The sequence below is a fragment of the Mycobacterium sp. genome (genome assembly GCF_032159775.1).
Lineage (GTDB): Bacteria > Actinomycetota > Actinomycetes > Mycobacteriales > Mycobacteriaceae > Mycobacterium.
On sequence record NZ_JAVHWK010000122.1, the window covers coordinates 1 to 19,729 of the forward strand.

24 protein-coding genes and 1 pseudogene are annotated in these 19,729 nt (G+C 65.9%); 4 read left to right on the forward strand and 21 right to left on the reverse strand.

All coding sequences use genetic code 11. From position 1 onward, the window contains the following. A partial coding sequence (locus QOJ24_RS15140) for an RNA polymerase sigma factor (protein ID WP_526262550.1) occupies positions 1–235 on the reverse strand: 235 nt, incomplete at its 3' end. An 89-nt stretch (positions 236–324) separates the two neighbouring features. Next, the gene (locus QOJ24_RS15145; RefSeq protein ID WP_526262552.1) at positions 325–1,095 is read right to left on the reverse strand and encodes a hypothetical protein; all 771 of its coding nucleotides are present in this window, start codon (positions 1,093–1,095) and stop codon (positions 325–327) included. Positions 1,096–1,523: 428 nt separating this feature from the next. Between QOJ24_RS15145 and QOJ24_RS15150 the strand changes: the two genes are divergently transcribed. Then, on the forward strand, positions 1,524–1,814 hold the full coding sequence (locus tag QOJ24_RS15150) for a WhiB family transcriptional regulator (protein ID WP_526262554.1): 291 nt from the start codon (positions 1,524–1,526) through the stop codon (positions 1,812–1,814). 1 nt (position 1,815) lies between these two features. Here the strand turns inward: QOJ24_RS15150 and QOJ24_RS15155 are convergent, their stop codons facing one another. The 3 genes from QOJ24_RS15155 to QOJ24_RS15165 all read right to left on the reverse strand — a co-directional run bounded on the left by QOJ24_RS15155 (position 1,816) and on the right by QOJ24_RS15165 (position 4,429). Then, the gene (locus QOJ24_RS15155; RefSeq protein WP_526262556.1) at positions 1,816–3,252 is read right to left on the reverse strand and encodes a threonine/serine exporter family protein; all 1,437 of its coding nucleotides are present in this window, start codon (positions 3,250–3,252) and stop codon (positions 1,816–1,818) included. Positions 3,253–3,434: 182 nt separating this feature from the next. Then, positions 3,435–3,920: a hypothetical protein gene (locus tag QOJ24_RS15160; RefSeq protein ID WP_526262558.1), complete on the reverse strand. Its 486-nt coding sequence runs from the start codon at positions 3,918–3,920 to the stop codon at positions 3,435–3,437. Positions 3,921–3,958: 38 nt separating this feature from the next. Further along, positions 3,959–4,429 carry a hypothetical protein gene (locus tag QOJ24_RS15165; protein ID WP_526262560.1) on the reverse strand — a complete coding sequence of 157 codons (471 nt, stop codon included), beginning with the start codon at positions 4,427–4,429 and terminating at the stop codon, positions 3,959–3,961. 133 nt (positions 4,430–4,562) lie between these two features. Here QOJ24_RS15165 and QOJ24_RS15170 point away from each other — a divergent pair, with 133 nt between their 5' ends. Then, entirely contained in the window at positions 4,563–5,018 is a 456-nt protein-coding gene (locus QOJ24_RS15170; RefSeq protein WP_526262562.1) for an OsmC family protein, read from the forward strand. A gap of 24 nt (positions 5,019–5,042) precedes the next feature. Here the strand turns inward: QOJ24_RS15170 and QOJ24_RS15175 are convergent, their stop codons facing one another. Next, positions 5,043–5,864 (reverse strand): DUF4349 domain-containing protein, encoded by an 822-nt coding sequence (locus QOJ24_RS15175; protein ID WP_526262589.1) that lies wholly within the window; start codon positions 5,862–5,864, stop codon positions 5,043–5,045. Positions 5,865–6,313: 449 nt separating this feature from the next. Here QOJ24_RS15175 and QOJ24_RS15180 point away from each other — a divergent pair, with 449 nt between their 5' ends. Next, positions 6,314–6,829 carry a hypothetical protein gene (locus QOJ24_RS15180; protein ID WP_526262564.1) on the forward strand — a complete coding sequence of 172 codons (516 nt, stop codon included), beginning with the start codon at positions 6,314–6,316 and terminating at the stop codon, positions 6,827–6,829. Between the two features lie 13 nt (positions 6,830–6,842). On the opposite strand, the gene QOJ24_RS15185 is transcribed toward QOJ24_RS15180, so the two are convergent. Continuing rightward, positions 6,843–7,403: a TetR/AcrR family transcriptional regulator gene (locus QOJ24_RS15185; protein ID WP_526262566.1), complete on the reverse strand. Its 561-nt coding sequence runs from the start codon at positions 7,401–7,403 to the stop codon at positions 6,843–6,845. 182 nt (positions 7,404–7,585) lie between these two features. On the opposite strand from QOJ24_RS15185, the gene QOJ24_RS15190 reads away from it, so the two are divergent. Further along, positions 7,586–7,957 carry a hypothetical protein gene (locus QOJ24_RS15190; protein WP_526262568.1) on the forward strand — a complete coding sequence of 124 codons (372 nt, stop codon included), beginning with the start codon at positions 7,586–7,588 and terminating at the stop codon, positions 7,955–7,957. 49 nt (positions 7,958–8,006) lie between these two features. On the opposite strand, the gene QOJ24_RS15195 is transcribed toward QOJ24_RS15190, so the two are convergent. From QOJ24_RS15195 to QOJ24_RS15260, 14 genes and pseudogenes are all read right to left on the reverse strand, one after another. Beyond that, a complete protein-coding gene (locus QOJ24_RS15195) occupies positions 8,007–9,515 on the reverse strand; it encodes an adenylate/guanylate cyclase domain-containing protein (protein WP_526262570.1) in 1,509 nt (502 codons plus the stop codon). A 24-nt stretch (positions 9,516–9,539) separates the two neighbouring features. After that, positions 9,540–9,956 carry a YkvA family protein gene (locus tag QOJ24_RS15200; RefSeq protein WP_526262572.1) on the reverse strand — a complete coding sequence of 139 codons (417 nt, stop codon included), beginning with the start codon at positions 9,954–9,956 and terminating at the stop codon, positions 9,540–9,542. 74 nt (positions 9,957–10,030) lie between these two features. Further along, positions 10,031–11,653, reverse strand: a complete 1,623-nt coding sequence (gene groL / locus QOJ24_RS15205; RefSeq protein ID WP_526262574.1) for a chaperonin GroEL — start codon at positions 11,651–11,653, stop codon at positions 10,031–10,033. A gap of 85 nt (positions 11,654–11,738) precedes the next feature. Beyond that, positions 11,739–12,041 (reverse strand): co-chaperone GroES, encoded by a 303-nt coding sequence (gene groES, locus QOJ24_RS15210; RefSeq protein WP_114738974.1) that lies wholly within the window; start codon positions 12,039–12,041, stop codon positions 11,739–11,741. A 166-nt stretch (positions 12,042–12,207) separates the two neighbouring features. Next, a complete protein-coding gene (locus QOJ24_RS15215; RefSeq protein ID WP_526262576.1) occupies positions 12,208–12,471 on the reverse strand; it encodes an alpha/beta fold hydrolase in 264 nt (87 codons plus the stop codon). Positions 12,472–12,606: 135 nt separating this feature from the next. After that, positions 12,607–13,062 carry a nuclear transport factor 2 family protein gene (locus tag QOJ24_RS15220; protein ID WP_526262578.1) on the reverse strand — a complete coding sequence of 152 codons (456 nt, stop codon included), beginning with the start codon at positions 13,060–13,062 and terminating at the stop codon, positions 12,607–12,609. Between the two features lie 13 nt (positions 13,063–13,075). After that, entirely contained in the window at positions 13,076–14,098 is a 1,023-nt protein-coding gene (tsaD, locus tag QOJ24_RS15225; RefSeq protein WP_526262580.1) for a tRNA (adenosine(37)-N6)-threonylcarbamoyltransferase complex transferase subunit TsaD, read from the reverse strand. Continuing rightward, on the reverse strand, positions 14,095–14,559 hold the full coding sequence (gene rimI / locus QOJ24_RS15230; RefSeq protein ID WP_526262582.1) for a ribosomal protein S18-alanine N-acetyltransferase: 465 nt from the start codon (positions 14,557–14,559) through the stop codon (positions 14,095–14,097). Before rimI ends, tsaD begins: the two co-directional genes overlap by 4 nt. After that, positions 14,556–15,191 (reverse strand): tRNA (adenosine(37)-N6)-threonylcarbamoyltransferase complex dimerization subunit type 1 TsaB, encoded by a 636-nt coding sequence (tsaB, locus tag QOJ24_RS15235; protein ID WP_526262584.1) that lies wholly within the window; start codon positions 15,189–15,191, stop codon positions 14,556–14,558. The genes rimI and tsaB overlap by 4 nt, the downstream gene beginning before the upstream one ends. Beyond that, positions 15,188–15,655 carry a tRNA (adenosine(37)-N6)-threonylcarbamoyltransferase complex ATPase subunit type 1 TsaE gene (tsaE, locus tag QOJ24_RS15240; RefSeq protein WP_526262586.1) on the reverse strand — a complete coding sequence of 156 codons (468 nt, stop codon included), beginning with the start codon at positions 15,653–15,655 and terminating at the stop codon, positions 15,188–15,190. Before tsaE ends, tsaB begins: the two co-directional genes overlap by 4 nt. After that, on the reverse strand, positions 15,648–16,652 hold the full coding sequence (locus QOJ24_RS15245; protein ID WP_526262591.1) for an alpha/beta fold hydrolase: 1,005 nt from the start codon (positions 16,650–16,652) through the stop codon (positions 15,648–15,650). Before QOJ24_RS15245 ends, tsaE begins: the two co-directional genes overlap by 8 nt. Positions 16,653–16,755: 103 nt before the next feature. Beyond that, positions 16,756–17,940, reverse strand: a complete 1,185-nt coding sequence (gene alr, locus QOJ24_RS15250) for an alanine racemase (protein WP_526262593.1) — start codon at positions 17,938–17,940, stop codon at positions 16,756–16,758. 59 nt (positions 17,941–17,999) lie between these two features. Then, a complete protein-coding gene (locus QOJ24_RS15255) occupies positions 18,000–19,499 on the reverse strand; it encodes a flavin-containing monooxygenase (protein WP_526262588.1) in 1,500 nt (499 codons plus the stop codon). After that, a pseudogene (locus tag QOJ24_RS15260) lies at positions 19,496–19,729 on the reverse strand (monooxygenase); the annotation flags it as partial. The gene QOJ24_RS15255 and the pseudogene QOJ24_RS15260, both read right to left, overlap by 4 nt.

The window sequence follows — 19,729 nt, forward strand, 5'->3', positions numbered from 1 at the left end:
CCAGGAACGGTCGTCCCTGATCCTTGTAGCGCGGCAGCGCCGTGATGGCGGCCAAGCACACCTCCTGTGCCACATCGTCAGCTGAGAGACCGCTCCGCTCGGCCGTCCCGACCCTCGCCCGGCAGTAACGGACAACGATGGGACGGATGGTCTCCAGCACCTCCCGGAGCGCGTCCCGGTTGCCCGCCACGGCTTCAGCAACGACAGCATCGAGACGTTCTCCCGAAATTGTCATCGGTGAAGCTCTCTCCAGCGTTACTGATGGGACAGGTGGCGTTTAAGTAACTGGGCTAAACACTAACTCTCGGGTCGGCGCCGCCCGGCTCAGCGATCTTGCAACATGCCGCCACGGCGCCGCACCGTATCAGCGGACACGTCGCGAATTCCAACGACTTTTGCGGTGGAGTGGTTCCCGCTGCCGATTTCGTCGAGTAGACAGGCCAACGCCCAGCTCAACGGGACAAGGCCGTGTTGCTGCGCGGCGTCCAGCGCGGCGTCCGCCACCGCGCGCGAGCGGTTGAGCCTGCCGTCGCAGCAGAGCGCCGCAGCCAGCACCACTTGCGATTTGACGCGGTGACGCGCCGAGCCGAACGCGTCGGCGCACTCGACTGCCCGCTCGGCGTGATCTATTGCGGTCCCGCCATCGCCGGTCGCCATCGCCAGTTCGGCCGACACCCACGCCAACCGCACCGCAGGGCGCGGCGGCCCTTCGTCGAGCAAACCCCTTACCCGCCCCAGTGCCGTCGCGGATGCGGCGAACCGTCGAACACCGAGGGCGTCGGCGGCCAGGCCGATCAGCGCGTCGGTCATGCCCTCGACATCGCCGCCCGCGGTCGCCAGTGCACGACCATCCCAGCCGCGCGCCGCGTCGTGTCGACCGAGCTGACGCAGGAAGGACGCCTGCGTGCTGTTGGCCAGCGAGGCCAGCCGCCCGACACGGTGCAGCCGCCGGAGGTAAGCGAGATCGGCGTAGGCGTTCGCGTAGCGGCCCTGCCCGCCGGCGACGACCGCGCGGAGCCACAACTCCTCGGCGGACTGTGCCGTCGGTAGCGGCCAGCGCCCCGGGTCATCGCCGAAGGCGGCGTTGGCGATCATCAGCCGCCGACGTTATCAATACGTCGGGGCGATTCCGATACCCATGGACACGGGTCGTTGGATGGACGCCGGATCTCTTGGTTAACAGTTTGTGCGCCACGTGTTACAGCCATGTCAACCGCCGACGGGCCGCTGAACGAAATCGTCGTGTCGGCATTCGGAGCGAACTGCGGAAACCCGAGTCATCGTGCATTACCGGGCCGTGGGCTATCACCCTCATCGATGAGCGCGGGTCGAACCGATGAACGTGATGTAAATTCTCGGCCTGCGGTTATGTCCTTGAGCACATGTTCGGGCTATTGACTGCTTTTGCTAAGCGCACCTACTTTGTGTGCACGAGTAGTCATCGGCGACTTGTGCTCGGTTCGGTTCCACAACTCACGCACCCGTGCGGTCTCCAAATCGGTGCGCAGAGAGGGGTTTTCCACATGCCACAACCGCAGCAGCTACCGGGACCCAACGCAGACATCTGGGATTGGCAGATGCACGGCCTTTGCCGAGGAGTCGATTCCTCGGTGTTCTTCCATCCCGATGGAGAGCGTGGCCGGGCCCGCGCACAGCGCGAGATGCGCGCAAAAGAGATGTGCCGGAGTTGCCCGGTGATCACCCAGTGCCGCTCTCATGCCCTCGCCGTCGGAGAGCCATACGGCATCTGGGGTGGGCTCTCGGAGTCGGAGCGCGAACTGCTCCTCAAGCGGGGCATCCGCCGCGCTTCCTGACTCAGCGCGCGCTTTCGACAGGTCGCGTTGAGCGAATCCGGCGAAGCGGCACCCGGCGCCTGCGAACCTTCCACGATCCCCACTCGCCCAACGTGACGCCTGCGGCCAGCGCGGTGCCGATGGCGAGTGCACCCAGCACCGAAGCGAACCCGACTGCGTGCTGATCGTTGAGGATGGCGTAGATCCCGTGCAGCAGCGAGAGGCCGGGTAGCAGCGGCACGATGCCGGTGATCGACACCACCAGCGGTGGCGCGAGGTTGCGACGTTCCATCAGCCGGCCGACCAGGCCGATGGGCACCGCTGCGACGAACGACGCCACCACGGCGCCCAAGCCGGCGCCCTGGGCGAGAAGAAAGACGATGGTGCCCGCGGCGCCGCCGAACGCCGCTGCCATCGCGGCAGACCGCTCGGCATAGCAGGCGAGGGCGAAAGCCGTCGCGCTCGCCGCACCGAACGCCACACGCGCAGGCATCTCCGCCAGCGCGGGCGGGGCAGCTGCGCTGATTCCGACGAACGGCGCACCGAACCGGCTGGCGAGATGAAGCACCAATGCCACGCCGGCGATCGTCGCGGCCGTCAACATCACCAGCTCGAAGAACCGGGCCGCAGCGGTGACCGGAGCACCCGAGATGACGTCGCCGACCGAGCCGACCAGCGAGAGGCCGGCGAGGAGTACGACAAGGCCTGCCGCGATGGCCACCGTTGGTTCGAACTGGAACCCCAGCTTCGGACTGAGCGCGTAGAGGAGGATCGGCGGCGCAGTCGCGATCGCGCCACCGACCGCGTACTGGAAGAAGAACGGCAGCCCGTGCCTGTTCAGTCGCCGGTTGACGCGGTCGATCGCCATCGCGCTCACCGCGCTGACCAGGCAGGCCAGCAGGCTCGCACCCAGGGTTCCCGCCGTTGCGAAGGCCAACGCGCCCCATGCGAGGGTGGCTATCCACCGTTTGTACGGGTGCGGGGCGGTGATGATCGTTTCAAGCTCGTCTCGGGCCACTGTCGGGGAGACGTCGCCGGCCTTGATGCGGCCGATCAGGCGGTCGACGGCGGCAAGGCGGCTGAAGTCCATCGACCGCGATTGCACAATGTGCAACGTGGTCGCCGCGGGCATCGTCGGGCCTCGGTATGCGGCGACGTGAATCGTCGTGTTGATGACGTCGACCTCGCACCGTTCGATGCCGTACGCGGCGGCTATGGCCGAGACCTGCTCCATGGTGGCCGTCGCAGGAGTTCCGGATGCCATCAGAATGGCTCCGATGTTCCCGGCCAGATCGAGTACGTCGCCAACGAGCTCGTAGTAAGCGTCGTCGCGCTCGCTGCGCTGTGAATCCGTGATCCGCGGCATGGCGTCCGTCGGCGGGTCGGTCTCGCGCACGATCCGGCTCAAGATCTCGCGGTGACGCGCACGCCACGGCTGGCCCGCACGATCACGGGTCATCTCCACAACACTCCCCCTTCGGTTACATCGGACGATTCGACACAGCGCGCAACGAGCAGGTGAGCCGAACGTTTCCGTTTATTGCTTTATTTTCAGGTGGTTTGGCTCACACCGTCAGCGCTTCTGCATAACGGGAGCTAGCACCCAATTCTACGGGGAACGTCAAATTCACTGCGTATTAATCATCTTGGCTGCGTATCCGCCATGCCGATGTCACAGCACACGGCAATGAAGTCCGATGCCAAAAGCAGATATACGTATTCGTTTTTGTCACTGTCCGATGACACATATATGCCGTCGAAGAGATCCCCGGTCTCCCCACAGCAGAAGGTGAAGACAACGCTGTGCAGGATCTCATCGCACAGCTCAACGAGGGAAAGCATTTTCCGACGGCCGTTATCGAAGTCATAGCAATCCGCGATGTCGTCGGCCGACAGCGGGCGCCTGCCGGTCAGTTCGAAACACCTGACCGGAACTTGACGTCCCTTGAGTCCTACCGCCGTCTCGCCCGCTTCCACCAGCTTGCGCATGGCGTACGCGCTGGCCGCAAAGTCCCGTTCGATGAGGTAGCCGGTTCGGTCGGTCCACCGCGTCTGCTTCGTCCTGGCTTCCAGTCGGGCGGCGGTCTTGAGGATCTCGTCCTGCCATGGGGCTGGGTCGTCGACCACACAGCGAGGATAAGGTTCGCGAGGCCCGCTGCTGGGCCTTATCCCAGTTCGTAGCTTTCGCGCGAGGCGCGAAAGAAATGCCCGGTGGCGGTGTCGGTGCATGTCACGCTCGACAGCTCGCTGACGCAAGTGATCGCACCGTGCGAGTAGGCCTGGCGGTAGTCGAGAGTGCGCGCTTCCGGTGCGCTGAACTTGCTTGCTCCCTCGTAGCATCCGAGGTTCGCCGGTTTGCCCTGACTGACGTAGAACTGCAGACCCCCGAAATCGACGTCGCATGGCCTGCCGAAAGGGCCGATAGTGGAAGTCGGCGCCACCCAGGTGTGCTCCCGGACTTCGCAATTCACCCCTGAGCTGTCCGCGTAGACGCTGCAGATGATGTTGCCCGACGGCGTGGCGAAGTCGTGGTCGTGCGGGATTTCGCCGCCCTCGCCGCAGGCGTTTGCGACGTCGGCAAGGGGTAAGGCGGCCGCGGCCGCAATGGACAGCGCCGCAATTATTTGGAACTTCATGGTGTCCTCGCTGTGGTTGGTCGGGCCGTTTCTGCCCGTTACGCACAGACTGCTGTGGACGCCTTGGCGGATCCTTGGCGTGGGACGATCCACTCCGGTATGGACCGGCTGTCGAGACCACCGAGGAGAGAGCATGACAACACACGAGACTGGCGATGAGTCGTCCGCGGGCGCGGTCACGGTGTCGGAGGCAGGGTCGGGAACCTACACGCAGCAGATCACCGTCGGTCACCACCGGCTCGTCGCTGACGAACCGAGGCCGATCGGCGACGATGCCGGACCGAACCCCTACGATTTGGTATTGGCCGGCCTCGGGGCCTGTACATCGATGACGCTGCGGATGTACGCCAATCGTAAAGGCTGGCCGCTGGACTCGGTTCGAGTGACGTTGCGGCACTCACGCATTCACGCGGAAGATTGCGCTCACTGCGAGACGACCAAGGGATGGATCGGGCATATCGACCGCGAAATCGAATTGACCGGCGCCCTCGACGACAGTCAGCGGCAGCGGCTATTGCAGATCGCCGACCAGTGTCCGGTTCACCAGACGCTGACTTCGGAGATCGACATCAGTACATCCCTGAAGTGAAAGTCGCTGCGGTACACCGCACGGCTAGGGTCGACGAGCCCTGACGAGCCGGATCACCGCATAGCCGATAGCACCGGCGACGACAAGCACGGCCAGCCACGGAAGCACCAGGCCAAACAGCAGCACCATGCTGCCGGCAACGGAAACCAGTGCATCCCAACCTCGTTCGATCTGCCCCACGAATCCCTGGTACTCCTTGGGCGCCGGTCCACCGATCGTCTCGGCGACGAAGGTGACGTCGACGGTGCTGTACTCGATGCGGTCGCCGAGCGCGTCGCGCTGCGCACGCAGGCTGTCCAGATCTGCTTGGCGCTGAGAGAGTGCGTTTTCAGCGGAGATGAGCGCTTCGGGATCCTTGGCGTCACGCATGATGGCCAGAAGGCGATCCACCGACGTCTGCAGCGCCTTGATGCGGGCGTCCATGTCGACCCGTTGCGCGGTGACGTCTTCGGATCTGGTCTCGGCCGTCTGCACCGACCCCAGCGTCTTGAGCTCGCGCACCATACCGTCGAGCTTCGACACCGGAACCCGAAGCACAACAGAGGTGCGGGCCAAGCCGCGGTCGGATCCCGCGTCCTCGCTGCGACTGTCGACCCGACCGTCGGAGTCCTCCACCATGACTGCCGCTTTGTCCGCGGCCTCCGAGGTGTCGGGAACCTTGATCGTCATCGACGCGGTCTTGACGACGTCGCGCTGCGCGTCCTCCGCCGGCTGCGGCCCCTGCTGGGGCGGCGCTTCCGGTGCGCCTGCGGCGACGCCTTCCTTGAGGCTGGAAGCGCCCGCATTGTCGGGCAGTGACGGCCCCGCGCAGGCCGTCAGGACACCGAACGTCGCGATGCCCGTCATCGCCAACGTCAACCACGTGCGGTTTGACCTGCAGGAAATCCGGCTCATTCAGCCACCTTGCCATTAGCTGTGAGCTTCGCCCATTTTCGCTGGAAGCGCCGGGCTCGTGGTGCGCCGAACTGCCAGTCTTTCGCTGCCCGGCGACCGTTTCGTTGATGGTTGCGTATATCGGACCGGCACATCGCTGACCCAGACCCCGAACGTCGACGCCGATCCATCCGTGCGGTAGAGGCGTGGCGCGACGTCAGGCCCGACAAAGAAACCGTTGCCAGGGATCGGGTCCATCGGATGGGCACTGGACGGTGGCACGAGCACGATCGCGACCACTGCGGCTACAAGCCCGGCCGCTGCGTGGCGTAGATGCTGGAGGCGCAAAATTCCTCGCCGTCTGTTGCCGATTCCGTCGGCAGCGTAGCGCCTATGACGAACATGCCGAATACAGTTCTGTGATGCCGAACCGTCGCCGCCGCGCATTGGCCACCTTCGGCGCCGCCATGTCTGTGCTTACGGGGCCGGCTCTTCTGAACACCGCCGAGGCTCATGCTGCCCCGCTGCCCGGCTTCTGCGTGCCCCCCAGCGTCGTGGACGACGTCTGCACCGCGCGGCAGACGTCAGTGACGGCCGACGTCGTCAACGGGACGATCACCGGGACTCCAGTCGGTGGCGGGACGGCGATTACCCTTGCGGGACAAGGAGATACGTACCTGGAGTCAACGGGATTCGGAGATGCACCGCCGGCGCCGGTTGAAAGCTGGGACGCCGCCATCGACGGGGTCAGCAACCTCGACGTCGACGCGTCCGATCCCAACTGGTACGGCAATGCCAAGGCCAAAGTGTTTCTGCCGAGGACCCTGAACGACCTGGCCACCCAGTTTCCCCCCGACACTCTGGTCGTCCGGTTCGCGGCTGACGACACCCAGCCGGACTCGTTCCGGCTCATATCGATTCAACCGACGCCCCTGTAACCAGCGCTCAGGTTCAGGCGGGGTCTGGTGTGAGCCGCACGGCCGGCCAGAACAATTCGAACAGCCGCTGCCTCCATCCGTCCGCGACTTTCCCGGTGCGCGCGTGCTCGGCGATATATGCGCCGACGATCGCGTCGATCAGCGTCGGGGTGTTGACGTCCTCCCGCACTGAGCCGTCGGCCTTGCCCGCATCGATCGCCATCGCCACCTTGCCTCGTTGGTCGACGAGAATCTGCCGGAAAACCGCGGTGAAATCGGGGTCATCGTCGGTCAACATCGCCGCCAGGCCGCCGAGTCCAATGCCGTCCTCGATCGTTTCGACGGCGTGATCGATGACCCACCTGAGTCGGTCGGGTGCTTTCGTCTCGGGATCGAGGGGTGTCGGCGATGCGAGCCGCGACAAAGCGCTTGCCAGCATGTCGCGCCGATTGGCATGCCGTCGGTAGATCGTCGTCTTTGCGATCCCGGAGTGCGCGGCGACCGCCTCAACCGTCACCGCGCGCGGTCCACGTGTACGCAACAGATCCAGTGTCGATTCCGCGATGCCGTCCTCGACGCTCCGTTGCCGTGCCATGCGGGTCTCCCTCGTCCTTTCGCTACGGGAATATTGCCGGTCAACCCTGCGCTACGCCATACGTAGCACAATACGCTACGCGTAGCGTAGCTGACGATATCGACCAGGATGAGGTGGATGAAGCAATGTTCAAGGCTTTCAGGCGTATTTCCGTGAGTTCGTTGGCGTACGCATCGCTACTCATGGCGTTCGTCTCGCTCGGAGCATTCGTCGCAGCGCTGGCCACCGAGAGTCGCTGGACCACGATCTCGGGTGTCGCTCTGGTCGCGTGCCTGGCCGCGTCCGTCGCAGGTTTCCGCGCGGCGGGCCGTGCGGTCGCACGCACCACTGCCGTCGCCGAACCGGCAAGCGCCGTCAGTATCTTCTCGACACCGCTTCAACAGGAGCAGGTCGATCGGTACCTGGAGACCTACCGCGGAGGCCGCGGCGCCCCGCGGACCGAAAGAAGAATGGCCGTGCTGGTTGATGGTAAAACGACCAAACACGCTGTGAGGCCGGCGATTCTAAGAAGGCAGCCGACGAGCGCTGCCGAGCGAGAGAGCCTGTCGGCGTGACGTCGCACATTAGGACCCCACCCGGCGCGCCAGGCGATGCAAGGGCGAGTCACGCTGCCGAGTCGAGACTGAAGACTTGCAATGTCCCTGATTTGCCCTTCAGGGCATGGGACCCACGGTCGGAGATTCCAAGTGGTCGAGAGACTAGGGCGTCGACGCACTGTTGGGTGAGAAGGATCGTGTCGCCGGTGGTCTTGGTCAACTGCTCGACGCGGGCGGCGACGTTGACGGCATCGCCGATCAAGGTGAATTCCAGCTTGCTTCCACCGCCGATGGTGCCGGCGATCACCACACCGGTGTTGATCCCGATACCGATCCGAAGCGCGCCGCCGAAACGTTCTGCGACCATGCGGTCAATCACCACCGCGGTGGCCACTGCGGCGTCGGCGTGATCGGCCAGATCGTTGGGGGCGCCGAAAACTGCCAAGGCGCCGTCGCCGAGGAATTTATTGACGTGGCCCCCGGCGTCGACGACCGCAGGCACCACGATCTCGAAAACGGCGTTGAGTCGGGCCACGGTGTCCTCGGCCGTGTTGGCCTCGGCGAACGGCGTGAAATCACGGATGTCGACGAACATCACGCTCACCTCGCGACGTTCACCGGTGAACAGATCGTCGCCCTGCTCGAGTAGTCGCGCCGCGAGGGTCGGGTCGACGTAGGTGCCGAACGCGGCCTGAAGTCGTTGTCGCTCAGCCAGTCCGGCCTGCATCCGGTTAAACGACGCCGCCAACGCACCGAGGTCATCATCTTGAACTACCGGCAAGCGCTGGCTGTAGTCGCCGGCCGCAACACGTTCAGTGCCTGCGGCGAGATCGCGAACGGGCTGCAGCGACGGTGAGAACGCCGCGCCCATGGTGATCGGCACTCCGAAGCCCAGCGTCACCGCACCCCCGATCACGACGGCGAGCACGGGGACCGAAGCGGCCAGATCGAACACGGCCGCCAGCATCGCGCCCCCGGTGGCGAACGCGAACGCGGTCGCGAGGATGCAGACGTTCGACCACGCGGCAAAAGTCGGGCGAGAGCGGGGTAGGGAATCACCTAGCCCCGTGTCACCGGCAATGGCGACCCTGGCCGGCCGCAACGCTGCCTCTGCAAAGCTGTGCACCGCGATCAGCTGGACAGCAGTTGCGAACGCGGCACCAAGGATTGCGTACTGGACGAGTCGCGATCCGCTCGCCCCGACGATCACACCGACAACCACCAGTTGAAGCGCGATCCCAACGGCGTTGCCCCCCACCGCTCGGGCAACCAGCCCCCGAGCCGAGGTATAGGTGGCATCCAGCGCCGTCGCACGATCGACCTCCCGACCGGCTGCCCACTGATCAACCAGGCGGATTCGGCCCAGGCCAGGGAGAAGCATGACGTACACCAGCACGAGCACGGTGATGACGGTGACGGCGGCTGCCTCGACGTACTGATCGGACTTCTCGAAAGCGACGACAGCGATCGACGGCACGAGATAGATCGACGTCAGCACCGGATACGTGATCCCGTACGCCGCCCACGAGTATCTCGCCGCGTGCCGATCCCATGCCCACTGCCAGATGTGTTCCATGTCGGGAGACTAGGCGTCCGCCGGCTATTCGCTTGCTGGAAGGCCGCACAACCTGCGCACGGCACCGAGGCCGGCCGCCGTGCCGGGCCAGTGCCTGGACAGCGCGGCAGGACCGGCGCGTCGAGCGACCGAGCGTAAGACAAGAGCCACGACGATCGCGTCGTCGGCGTAGCCGAGCACCGGAATGAAGTCGGGGATCAGGTCAAACGGCCAAGCCAGATAGCCCAACAAAAACACCAGACGAATCCGCACACCTTTCGGCATCGTCGGATCCCTGGCCAGCCGCTTGAGCAACACCAGCAGGTCGGGCAGCAGCCGAACCAACTCGCGCAGACTGAGATCGTCCGGTTTCGACAACCACAGAACGACACCGAGCGCCAGCCACAACAGCACAAGACCCGCGACCACGCCTAGGGCGATCGTCCACCACTCAGAGAACACGGCTCATTCTCGGTGACGGGCAAAAAAACACCCCCGGCTGTTGAGACCGGGGGTGTTTTTCGGAGCTGTTGTTCCTAGTGGCTGTGACCGTGACCATGGCCGTGGCCGTGGTCTTCCTCCTCGGCGGGCTTCTCGACAATGGCCGTTTCAGTGCTGAGCACCATCCTGGCCACCGACGCGGCGTTGAGCACCGCTGAGCGGGTCACCTTCGCGGGGTCGACCACACCGTCGGCAAACAGGTCACCGTAGGTCAGCGTGGCGGCGTTGAAGCCCTGCCCGGCAGGCAGTTCGCTCACCTTGTTGACAACGACTGCCCCGTCCAGGCCTGCGTTGGTCGCGATCCAGTACAGCGGTGCGGACAGCGCCTGCGAGAACACCTCGACGCCGAGCGCCTCGTCTCCGGACAGCGATTCCTTCAACTTCGACAGGGCCGACCGGGCCTGAACCAGCGCGGCGCCGCCACCGGTGATGATGCCCTCCTCGACCGCGGCCTTGGCGGCTGAGACGGCGTCCTCAACGGCTTCTTTACGCTTTTTGAGGTCCGTCTCGGTGGCCGCACCGACCTTGATCACCGCGACACCGCCGGAGAGTTTCGCGAGCCGCTCTTCCAGCTTCTCGCGGTCCCAGTCGGAGTCGGTGGCCTCGATCTCGCCACGCAGCTGTGCCTTACGTCCGTCGATCGAGTCCTGGGTGCCGCCACCGTCGACGATCACGGTGCTGTCCTTGCTGACGACGACGCGGCGGGCGCTACCCAGCACGTCGAGGCCGACCTCGCGAAGCACCAGACCGACGTCGGGGTTCACGACCTGACCACCGGTGACGATGGCGAGGTCATCGAGGAACGCCTTGCGGCGGTCCCCGAAGAACGGCGCCTTCACCGCGACGGCCTTCAGCGTCTTACGGATCGCATTGACCACCAGTGTCGAAAGCGCCTCGCCTTCAACGTCTTCGGCGATGATCAACAGCGGCTTCCCGGATTCCGCAACCTTCTCCAGCAACGGCAGCACATCGGGCAGCGAGCTGATCTTCTCGCGGTGCAGCAGCACCAGCGCATCCTCGAGCACCGCTTCCTGGGAGTCGAAGTCGGTGATGAAGTACGCCGAGATGAAGCCCTTGTCGAAGCCGACGCCGTCGGTGATCTCGAGCTCGGTATTCAGTGTCGAGGACTCCTCGACGGTGACGACGCCGTCCTGGCCCACCTTGGTCATGGCCTCGCCGACCAGCTCGCCGACCACCTCGTCGCGCGAGGAGACAGTGGCGACCTGAGCGATCGACTTCTTGTCGGTCACCGGAGTGGCCGCGGCCAGCAGTGCCTCGGAGACCGCGTCGGCGGCCTTGCCGATGCCCGAGCCGAGCTCGATCGGGTTGGCGCCGGCGGCGACGTTGCGCAGCCCCGCCTTGACCACGGCCTGCGCCAGCACGGTCGCGGTGGTGGTGCCGTCGCCGGCGACGTCGTTGGTCTTGGTGGCCACCGACTTCAACAGTTGGGCACCGAGGTTCTCGAACGGGTCCTCCAGGTCGATCTCACGAGCGATGGTGACGCCGTCGTTGGTGACCGTCGGGCCGCCGAAAGCTTTGGCCAGCACCACGTGCCGACCGCGCGGACCGAGCGTCACCCGTACCGCACCGGCGAGCTTGTCGACGCCGGCTTCCATTGCGCGGCGCGCGGTTTCGTCGAATTCAATAAGTTTTGCCATGAGCGTATCCGTCCTTGCTAAAGCATGACGCCCCGGAAATCCGCCGCTGCTACGCGGGGATCACCGGGGCGGTCAAGCTCGTCGTTTATTTGTTGACGATTGCCAGCACGTCGCGCGCGGACAGGATCAGGTACTCCTCGTTGTTGTACTTGATCTCGGTGCCGCCGTACTTGCTGTAGATGACGGTGTCGCCCTCGGACACGTCAAGCGGGATCCGCTTCTCGCCGTCCTCGTCCCACCGGCCGGGGCCGACTGCGACGACGGTGCCTTCCTGCGGCTTCTCCTTGGCGGTGTCGGGAATGACCAGACCGGATGCGGTCGTGGTCTCGGCCTCGTTGGCCTGTACGAGGATCTTGTCCTCGAGTGGCTTAATGTTCACGCTCGCCACGATGGAGCCCTCCACTAGTTCGGGGTCGAACCGGGGCACATCCCCGGATCTACTGACTTGACAGCATTAACAGGTGTTCGGCATGCGTCCGTGCTCTCGCGCCGTCGTCGCGGGTGCCGGTCGAGAGCGTGGCCGCCTGCCACCTAGCACTCTATACATGAGAGTGCTAGCACTCAAGGTCGGCCCTTGCGTATCGCCCCTGGCGAACGCGCACGTCGCCGAAATGCGCGATGACCAGCGGGTTGAACAGGTCGGCACGCTCCCACTGCAAAAAATGGCCGGCCCCGGGCAAAACGACTGGGCCGGTGCGGTCGGTGAACGCCACCTCGCAGGTGATCAGAAAGTCGGGGCCGACGACATGGTCGTCCATGCCGTAGAGGGTCAATGTCGGCACATCGACCTTTTTGTCGAGGATCGGCGGCTCGCTCACCGGACGTCCGTGCGCCAGCTGATACGCCGCCCAGGCCGTCGGTCGGCGGAACCTCCCGCCGGTGGATGACGAACGCATCCGCTGCCGGGGTGGCGGGCTGCGCGGGTCGTAGCTTCAGGTCGTAGTGCATGTCGATTACTTCCCGAACGCTGAGGGATCGACCATCAAATGCGCCGACACGTCGCCGATCATCTGAATATCGACCTTTCGCTCGGTGAAATACCACCCCTGGTCGTCGCGGGCGAACGCGTCGTAGTAACGCCCGACGACAATGGGCTGGATCGACACGGTTTCAGTGTCCTGCATGACACAGAAAGTAGACCGCGTGGCGGCGGTCCCGTCACCGCTGAGTTCGACGACGGGATTGAGCACCAAATGTCTTGTGCGCGGCGTATTTCCGTGCTCGGGGTACCGGCGGGTGGTCATCGCGAACAGTTTCGCGATGTTGTTCGCGCCGGAGACCGACCCGGACGCCGGGCCGCCGAATGTCGACCGAGCCAGCAGACGTCCGACGCCGTCGAAGTCGCCGGCGTCGATCAACTCGGCGTACTGGTACAGCAGTTCGGTGATCTCGAGTTTGTCTGTGCTCATTCCTGACTCCCACTCACAATTGTCCTTTCACCACGGGCAAGCCCGGGTCGGTGGCCACGTCGAGCGGCGACGGCGGCACTCCGGCCGCCACCAGGTGCGCGGCGAAGGACGCGATCATCGCGCCGTTGTCGGTGCACAACCGGGGCCGCGGAATCCGCAGGGTCAAACCCTTTGCCGCACAACGCTCCTCGGCAAGTTCTCGCAGTCGTGAGTTGGCGGCGACGCCCCCGGCGATGAGCAGCGTCGACACCCCGAGCTCGGCGGCGGCCCGCACCGCCTTCTTCGTGAGCACGTCGGCCACCGCCTCCTGGAATCCCGCTGCGACATCGGCCTGCGGTGCGGCCGGGTTTTTCTCGACGTAGCGCGCGACGGCCGTCTTGAGCCCGGAGAAGCTGAACGCATACGGATCATCGCGTGGCCCGGTCATGCCGCGGGGGAACACGATTGCGTCGCGGTCACCCTCGCGGGCCAGGTCGTCGAGCACCTTGCCGCCGGGGTAGCCGAGGCCGAGCAGTCGGGCGATTTTGTCGTAGGCCTCGCCGGCGGCGTCGTCGACGGTGCTGCCGAGCTCCTCGATCGGTTCGGCCAGCGACCGCACATGCAGCAAATTGGTGTGACCGCCGGAAACCAGCAGCCCAACGCATTCCGGCAGCCGACCGTGGTCGAACACGTCGGCGGCGAGGTGCCCGCCCAGATGGTTGACCGCGTAGAACGGCACCTGCCAGGCGACGGCGTAGGCCTTGGCCGCGGCCACCCCCACCAGCAGAGCACCGGCCAATCCCGGCCCGATGGTGGCCGCCACGACATCCGGCTTTTCGATGCCTGCCGCGTCAAGGGCGCGGCGCATGGTGGGGCCCAGCGCTTCCAGGTGTGCGCGCGACGCGATCTCGGGCACCACGCCGCCGAACCTCGCGTGTTCGTCGACGCTGGAGGCCACCTCATCGGCCAGCAGTGTCACGGTGCCGTCGGCGGCCAGCCCTGCGATGCCTATTCCGGTTTCGTCGCAAGAGCTTTCAATGGCCAAAACTGTCGTCATGACGAACCTCCCTGTGCGGGGCGCTGCATGGTGTAGGCGTCGGCCCCGCTGACCCGGTAATAGCGCTTACGCAGCCCGATGTTGACGAAGCCGGCGCTCTCGTACATCGCGATCGCGGCCGCGTTGTCCGTGCGGACTTCGAGATAGACCGGGCCATCGGCGGCGAATTGCAGCAGGCGGTTCAGCACCTGCCTGCCGATACCCTGGCGCTGATATGCGGGATCGACACCAATGGTGTGAATCTCGTAATCGTAGGGCGCCTTTCGCCCGAGTCGGGCAATGCCTCCATAGCCGACGAGTTTGTCGTCGGCGCGTGCGGCGACGTAGTGGATGTGCGGCGCTGCGAGCTCACGCAGGAACGCCGCCGCCGGCCACGGGTCATCGCCGCCGAAGAGCTGCGCCTCCAGTTCCGCGCACCTCGCAGCGTCCCCGGGTGCCAGTTCGTCGTAGGTGACGGTCATGACTGCACCGGTGGGACGGCCTGCGGCTTGGCGTCGGGCCGCCGCAGATACAGCGGAACGAGCGGCTGCGGCGGCTGAGCCCAGTCGACGACACGCACCAGCCCCGAGGCCGTCGGATAGACCGCGGGCTGCCGTGGCAGTGAAAACATCGCCGCGTGCTCGGGCGAGCCGGCAACGGCGCCAACGTCGGTCGGTACGTCGGCCGGTGCACTGACGGCCGGGCCGTCTATGCGCGCACCGTCTCGGTACCGCGCCCAGTACACCTCGCGCCTGCGCGCGTCGGTGACGACGAGCACGTCCCCCGCGGTATCGACCCCGATGGCGTCCAGACTGCACACGCCGTACACGGGGACATCGAGAGCCTGGCCGTATGCCGCGGCAGTGGCCATGCCGACCCGCAATCCGGTGAACGGCCCCGGGCCGCAACCCACCACGACGACGTCGAGGTCGGTCACCGAGATTCCCGCGTCACCAAGAGCGGCAAGCACATTGGGGGTCAACTGTTCGGCGTGGGCGCGTGGGTCGATGGTAATCCGCTCGGCGAGTACGTCGATGCTGTCACCGTCCCATCGCACGATTCCCGCCATGACGGCCGGCGTCGCGGTGTCGATCGCGAGGACGACCTTCGTCATGACCGGCTCCACCGCCAGATCGCCGTCCGCACTTCGGTCTGCCCACCGCGCTCGAGGCGGATGTCGAGGTGCCGCTCCGAGAGACGCTCGACGATGCCCTCGCCCCACTCGACGACGACCACGGCGTCGGCGAGGTCGGTGTCGAGGTCCAGTGAGTCGAGTTCGCCCAGCAGGTCGGCGCCGGGGTGGTCAAGCAGCCGGTACATGTCGACATGGACCATGGCGGGCGCGCCGGACTGCCGCGCCCGATGCACCCGTGCCAACACGAACGTCGGCGACGTCACGGGTCCGTCGACATTCATCGCCTCGGCTATTCCCTTGGTCAGCACCGTCTTTCCCGCACCCAACGGGCCGGACAGCACCACCACGTCGCCGGCCCGCAACAGTGCGCCGAGCCTGGCGCCGAGCGCCTTGGTGTCCTCGGCGGTCGGCAGCTCCGCTGTCCCCGCCGATCGGTCAGCCATGCGGCCTGGCCCTATCGCGTAACCGCCTCGTCATTGCGACGAGTTTCGACGGCGTGGCGCGTTCGACCAGGCGGACGAGCGCGTCGTCGATGATGTCGGGCTGTTCGAGCTGCACCAGATGCCCTGCGCCCCGGACGATCACCAGCTCGGACTTCGGCAGTTCGGCGGCCATCGACTGGGAATGCTCGACGGGTGTGATCAGATCTCGGTCGCCGCAGGCGATCAGCGTCGGCACCTTGGCCAGGGTCGGGAGCGCCGCCTCCTCGTCGTGCACCTCGAGCGCGTGCAGGAACTCGACAAGCGTGGCGATCGGGGTGCCGAGCATCATCTTCTCGGAGAAGTCGACGACGCTCGGGCTGACCTTCTCGTCGCCGTAGGACGCCGCCCGCAGGATCGGGGCGATCACCGACTTGGCCGCTCCCCTGGTCCGGTGCACGGTCTTGGGTGCGTAGCGGACAGCGAACCGAACCGCTTCCAGCACAGGATTTTTCAGTATCTCCGTCAGGGGCGACCGTGCGACACCTTCGGCTGCCGACGAGATCAGCGCTACTCCGACGATGCGGGTGGGGTAGCGCTGCGGGAACTGTCGGGCATGCGACAGCACCGTCATTCCGCCCATCGAGTGCCCGACGAGCACCACCGGCCCCTTGGGTGCGGTCACGGCGAGCAGTGTTTCGAGATCCTTGCCGAGTTGCTCGACGGTGTAGGTGTCGGGAGGCGCCTCCGCCGACTGCCCGTGCCCGCGCTGGTCGTAGAACACCATCCGCACCTGGGGGCCCCATTCCTGCTCCAGGCGTGCGCGCTGGAAGTAGAAGGCGCCCATCCGCAGGCAGAATCCGTGGGCGAACACCACCGTCAGCGGGGCGTCCTGCGGACCGGCCTCCCTCACCGCGAGGTCCACCCCGTCGGGTGTGGTCACCACCGAGCTGCGGTCGGCGTCGAGCAGCTCGAAATCCTCGCCCCGGTAGAGATCGTCGCGCGTGGTACGCCTGGTCATCGACCGCGCGATGGACACCCCCGCGATGGTGCCGACCGCGGCCAGCCCCGCGGCACCCGCCAAAAGACCGGCGTTCGTCTTGCGCCGCAGCCGTTTCGGGTCGTTATCGCTCACCGGTTGAGTCCTCCGCCGAGGTGCCCAGGTACGTCCTGACGACCCGACCTCGCGGACTGGTGACAACCTCGTAGTGAATGGTGTCGAGCACGTCGGCCCAATCCTGTGCGGTGGGTTCACCGTCGGCGCCTGGGCCGAACAGGATCGCCTGGTCACCCTCGCTGACGTCGCCCGCGTCGGGGCCGAGGTCGACAACGAACTGGTCCATGCAGACGCGGCCGACGCTGGGCCGCAGCCTGCCATTGATCAGCACATTCATTCGGCCGCTCAGGCCACGGAAGATGCCGTCGGCGTACCCGACCGGAAGCAGCGCCAGCGTGGTGTCACGGTCGGCGATCCAGGTGTGCCCATAGGAAACCCCATCACCGGCTCGGACCGACTTGACCAACGCCACCGGGCATTTCAGTGTCATCGCGGGCCGCAATCCCACGTCGCCGCGCTTGGGGATCGGGTTCAGCCCGTAGATCGCGATGCCGGGGCGGACCAGGTCATACGCCAGGTCGGGCCGGGACAGCGCGGCGGGCGAGTTGGACAGGTGCGCTATCTCGAAGTTCACGCCGACCTCGCGCGCCTGGTTTCGCATCTCGACCAGCCGCCCCGCCTGCAGGTCGTTGACGGGGTTGTCGGGGTCGTCGCCGTGCGCCAGATGCGACATGATCGCGTGTAGCCGGATCGCCTCGTCGGCCGCCGCCCCGCGCAGGGCCGTCAGCATCGACGAAAACTCGGCTGGGCCGGCACCGTTACGGCTGAGCCCGGTGTCCACCTTGACGGTGACGTTGGCGGTGACACCGGTGAGCTTGGCGGCGGCGAGCAACTCGTGCAGCTGCCGCGATGAGGACAGCGCCACCGCGACATCGGACTGCAGCGCCGGGGCGAAGTCGGTGCCCGGCGGATGCAGCCACGCCAGCACGGGCGCGGTGATGCCGTCGCGGCGCAGCGCCAGCGCCTCGGCGATGGTTGCGACACCGATCTCGGCCGCGCCCGCCGCCAGCGCCGCCCGCGCGACCTGGGTGGCGCCGTGGCCGTAGCCGTCGGCCTTGACGACGGTCATCACCTGCGCCGAGCCCGCGAGTTCGCGCAGCACGCGGACGTTGTGCGCGACCGCGCCGAGGTCCACCACCGCCTCGGCGTTTGCGCCGGGCGTCAGCGAAGTCGTCAGTTCGGTCGTGGGCATCGTCATGTCACCACCGCCGATTGTCCCAGACCGGCGAAACGCGTTAATTTGCCCATCGACTACCCGGGGCCGCTGTGCAGCCAGTCGCCTGACCGCACCCGCCACGTCGCTCTCGCGTAGTCGAGCTCCGAATGCGGCCACTGCGTGACGATGCGGCCCGATGGCGAGCGGTAGTAGCTGTCGCATCGCGTCCAGATCGTCTGCTCCAGTTCTGCGGAGATGCGTTCGTTGAAGCGACGCTCGACTTCGGGATGGACGTCGATGAAGCCTCCTCGGCGCGCTAACCTGCTGACCGCACTGGCGATGAGCCGGGCACCCGCCTCCAGGATGTAGATGATGGAGTTGGCGCCCTGGTTGGTGTTCGGGCCGTACAGCATGAAGAAGTTCGGAAACCCGCTGATGGCGGTTCCGAGATAGGCCTGCGGGTCACAGCCCCAACGCTCGTGCAGGCTTTCACCGTCGACGCCGATGACGTCGATGCCCGACAGGTAGTCGCTGGTTTCGAACCCCGTCGCAAGCACGATGGCGTCGGCGTCGATCGCCGTGCCGTCGGCGGTGATGATTCCGGATTGCGTGATCTGGGCGATGGGTTCGGTGACGAGGTCGACGTGGTCGCGTTGCAGTGCGGTGTAGTAGTTCTCGCCGAGCAGGACCCGCTTGCAGCGGAACGGGTACCGCGGCGTCAACGCATCGCGCAGCCGGTCGTCTGCGACGTGCTTGTGCAGGAAACCCCGGGACAATTTCTCGACGACGGCCATCTGCGGATGGTCGGGTGTCAGCGCGGTGTTGTCGTGCTGCAGCTTCCACAACCGCCATCGCTCACGCCATGACGCCCAGGGCAGCCGACGGTAGCGGGACAGCTCCGCAGCGCTGTAGGGCCGATCCTCCTTTGGGACCATCCACGGCGGTGTCCGCTGAAATACCGTCAATTCGGCTGCTACGTCGGCGAGTTCGGGTACGACCTGCACACCGCTGGCCCCTGTTCCGATCACCGCCACCCGTTTGCCGCTGAGGTCGACAGTGGTATCCCATTGCGCGGTGTGCATGAGCGTGCCGGAGAAGTCGGCGAGGCCGTCGATGTCGGGGTAACGAACCGCGCCGAACAGCCCGACGGCACTCACCACGACATCGGCGACCACGACGCCGCCGGAGGTCAGATTCACGTGCCAGTTCGACGCCTGCGCATTCCATTCCATGCTGCGCACTCCGGTGTTCAGCATCAGGTGTCTGCGGAGGTCGAACTCGTCGGCGACCGTCTCCAGGTAGTTCAGAATCTCCGGCTGATACGCGTAGGTGCGGCTCCACGCCCGGTTCGGCGCGAACGAGAAGGAGTACAGATGGCTTTGGATATCGCACGCCGCGCCAGGGTAGATGTTTCGCCGCCACGTCCCGCCGACGCCGTCGGAGCGTTCGATTATCGTCAGGTCATCAATTCCTCTGCGCCGCAACGCTACTGCCGCGGCAAGGCCGCCGAAACCGGCACCGATGATCGCTACCCTCGGGCTTGGGCGGCGACGGGAAAGCGCCGTGATGCGGCCTACCAGGTAGCGCTTCGTCACGACGGTTCGTAGCCCTCCGGTGCGCCGTTGGACCGCGACGCGGCGAGTATGTCGGCGTATTCGGTTGGGCTGCCGTAGAAGAAACTGCCCTGGCGGGTCTTCGCGTTCGCCTGACCCTCCCGGTTGTAGTAGCCCGGTGTGCACGCTTTGGCCCGCTGCGCGCTGGCGGCGGACCGCTCCACGATGGTGTCGACCCAGGCAGTTTCGGCGTCGACGGACGCCTCCAGCCG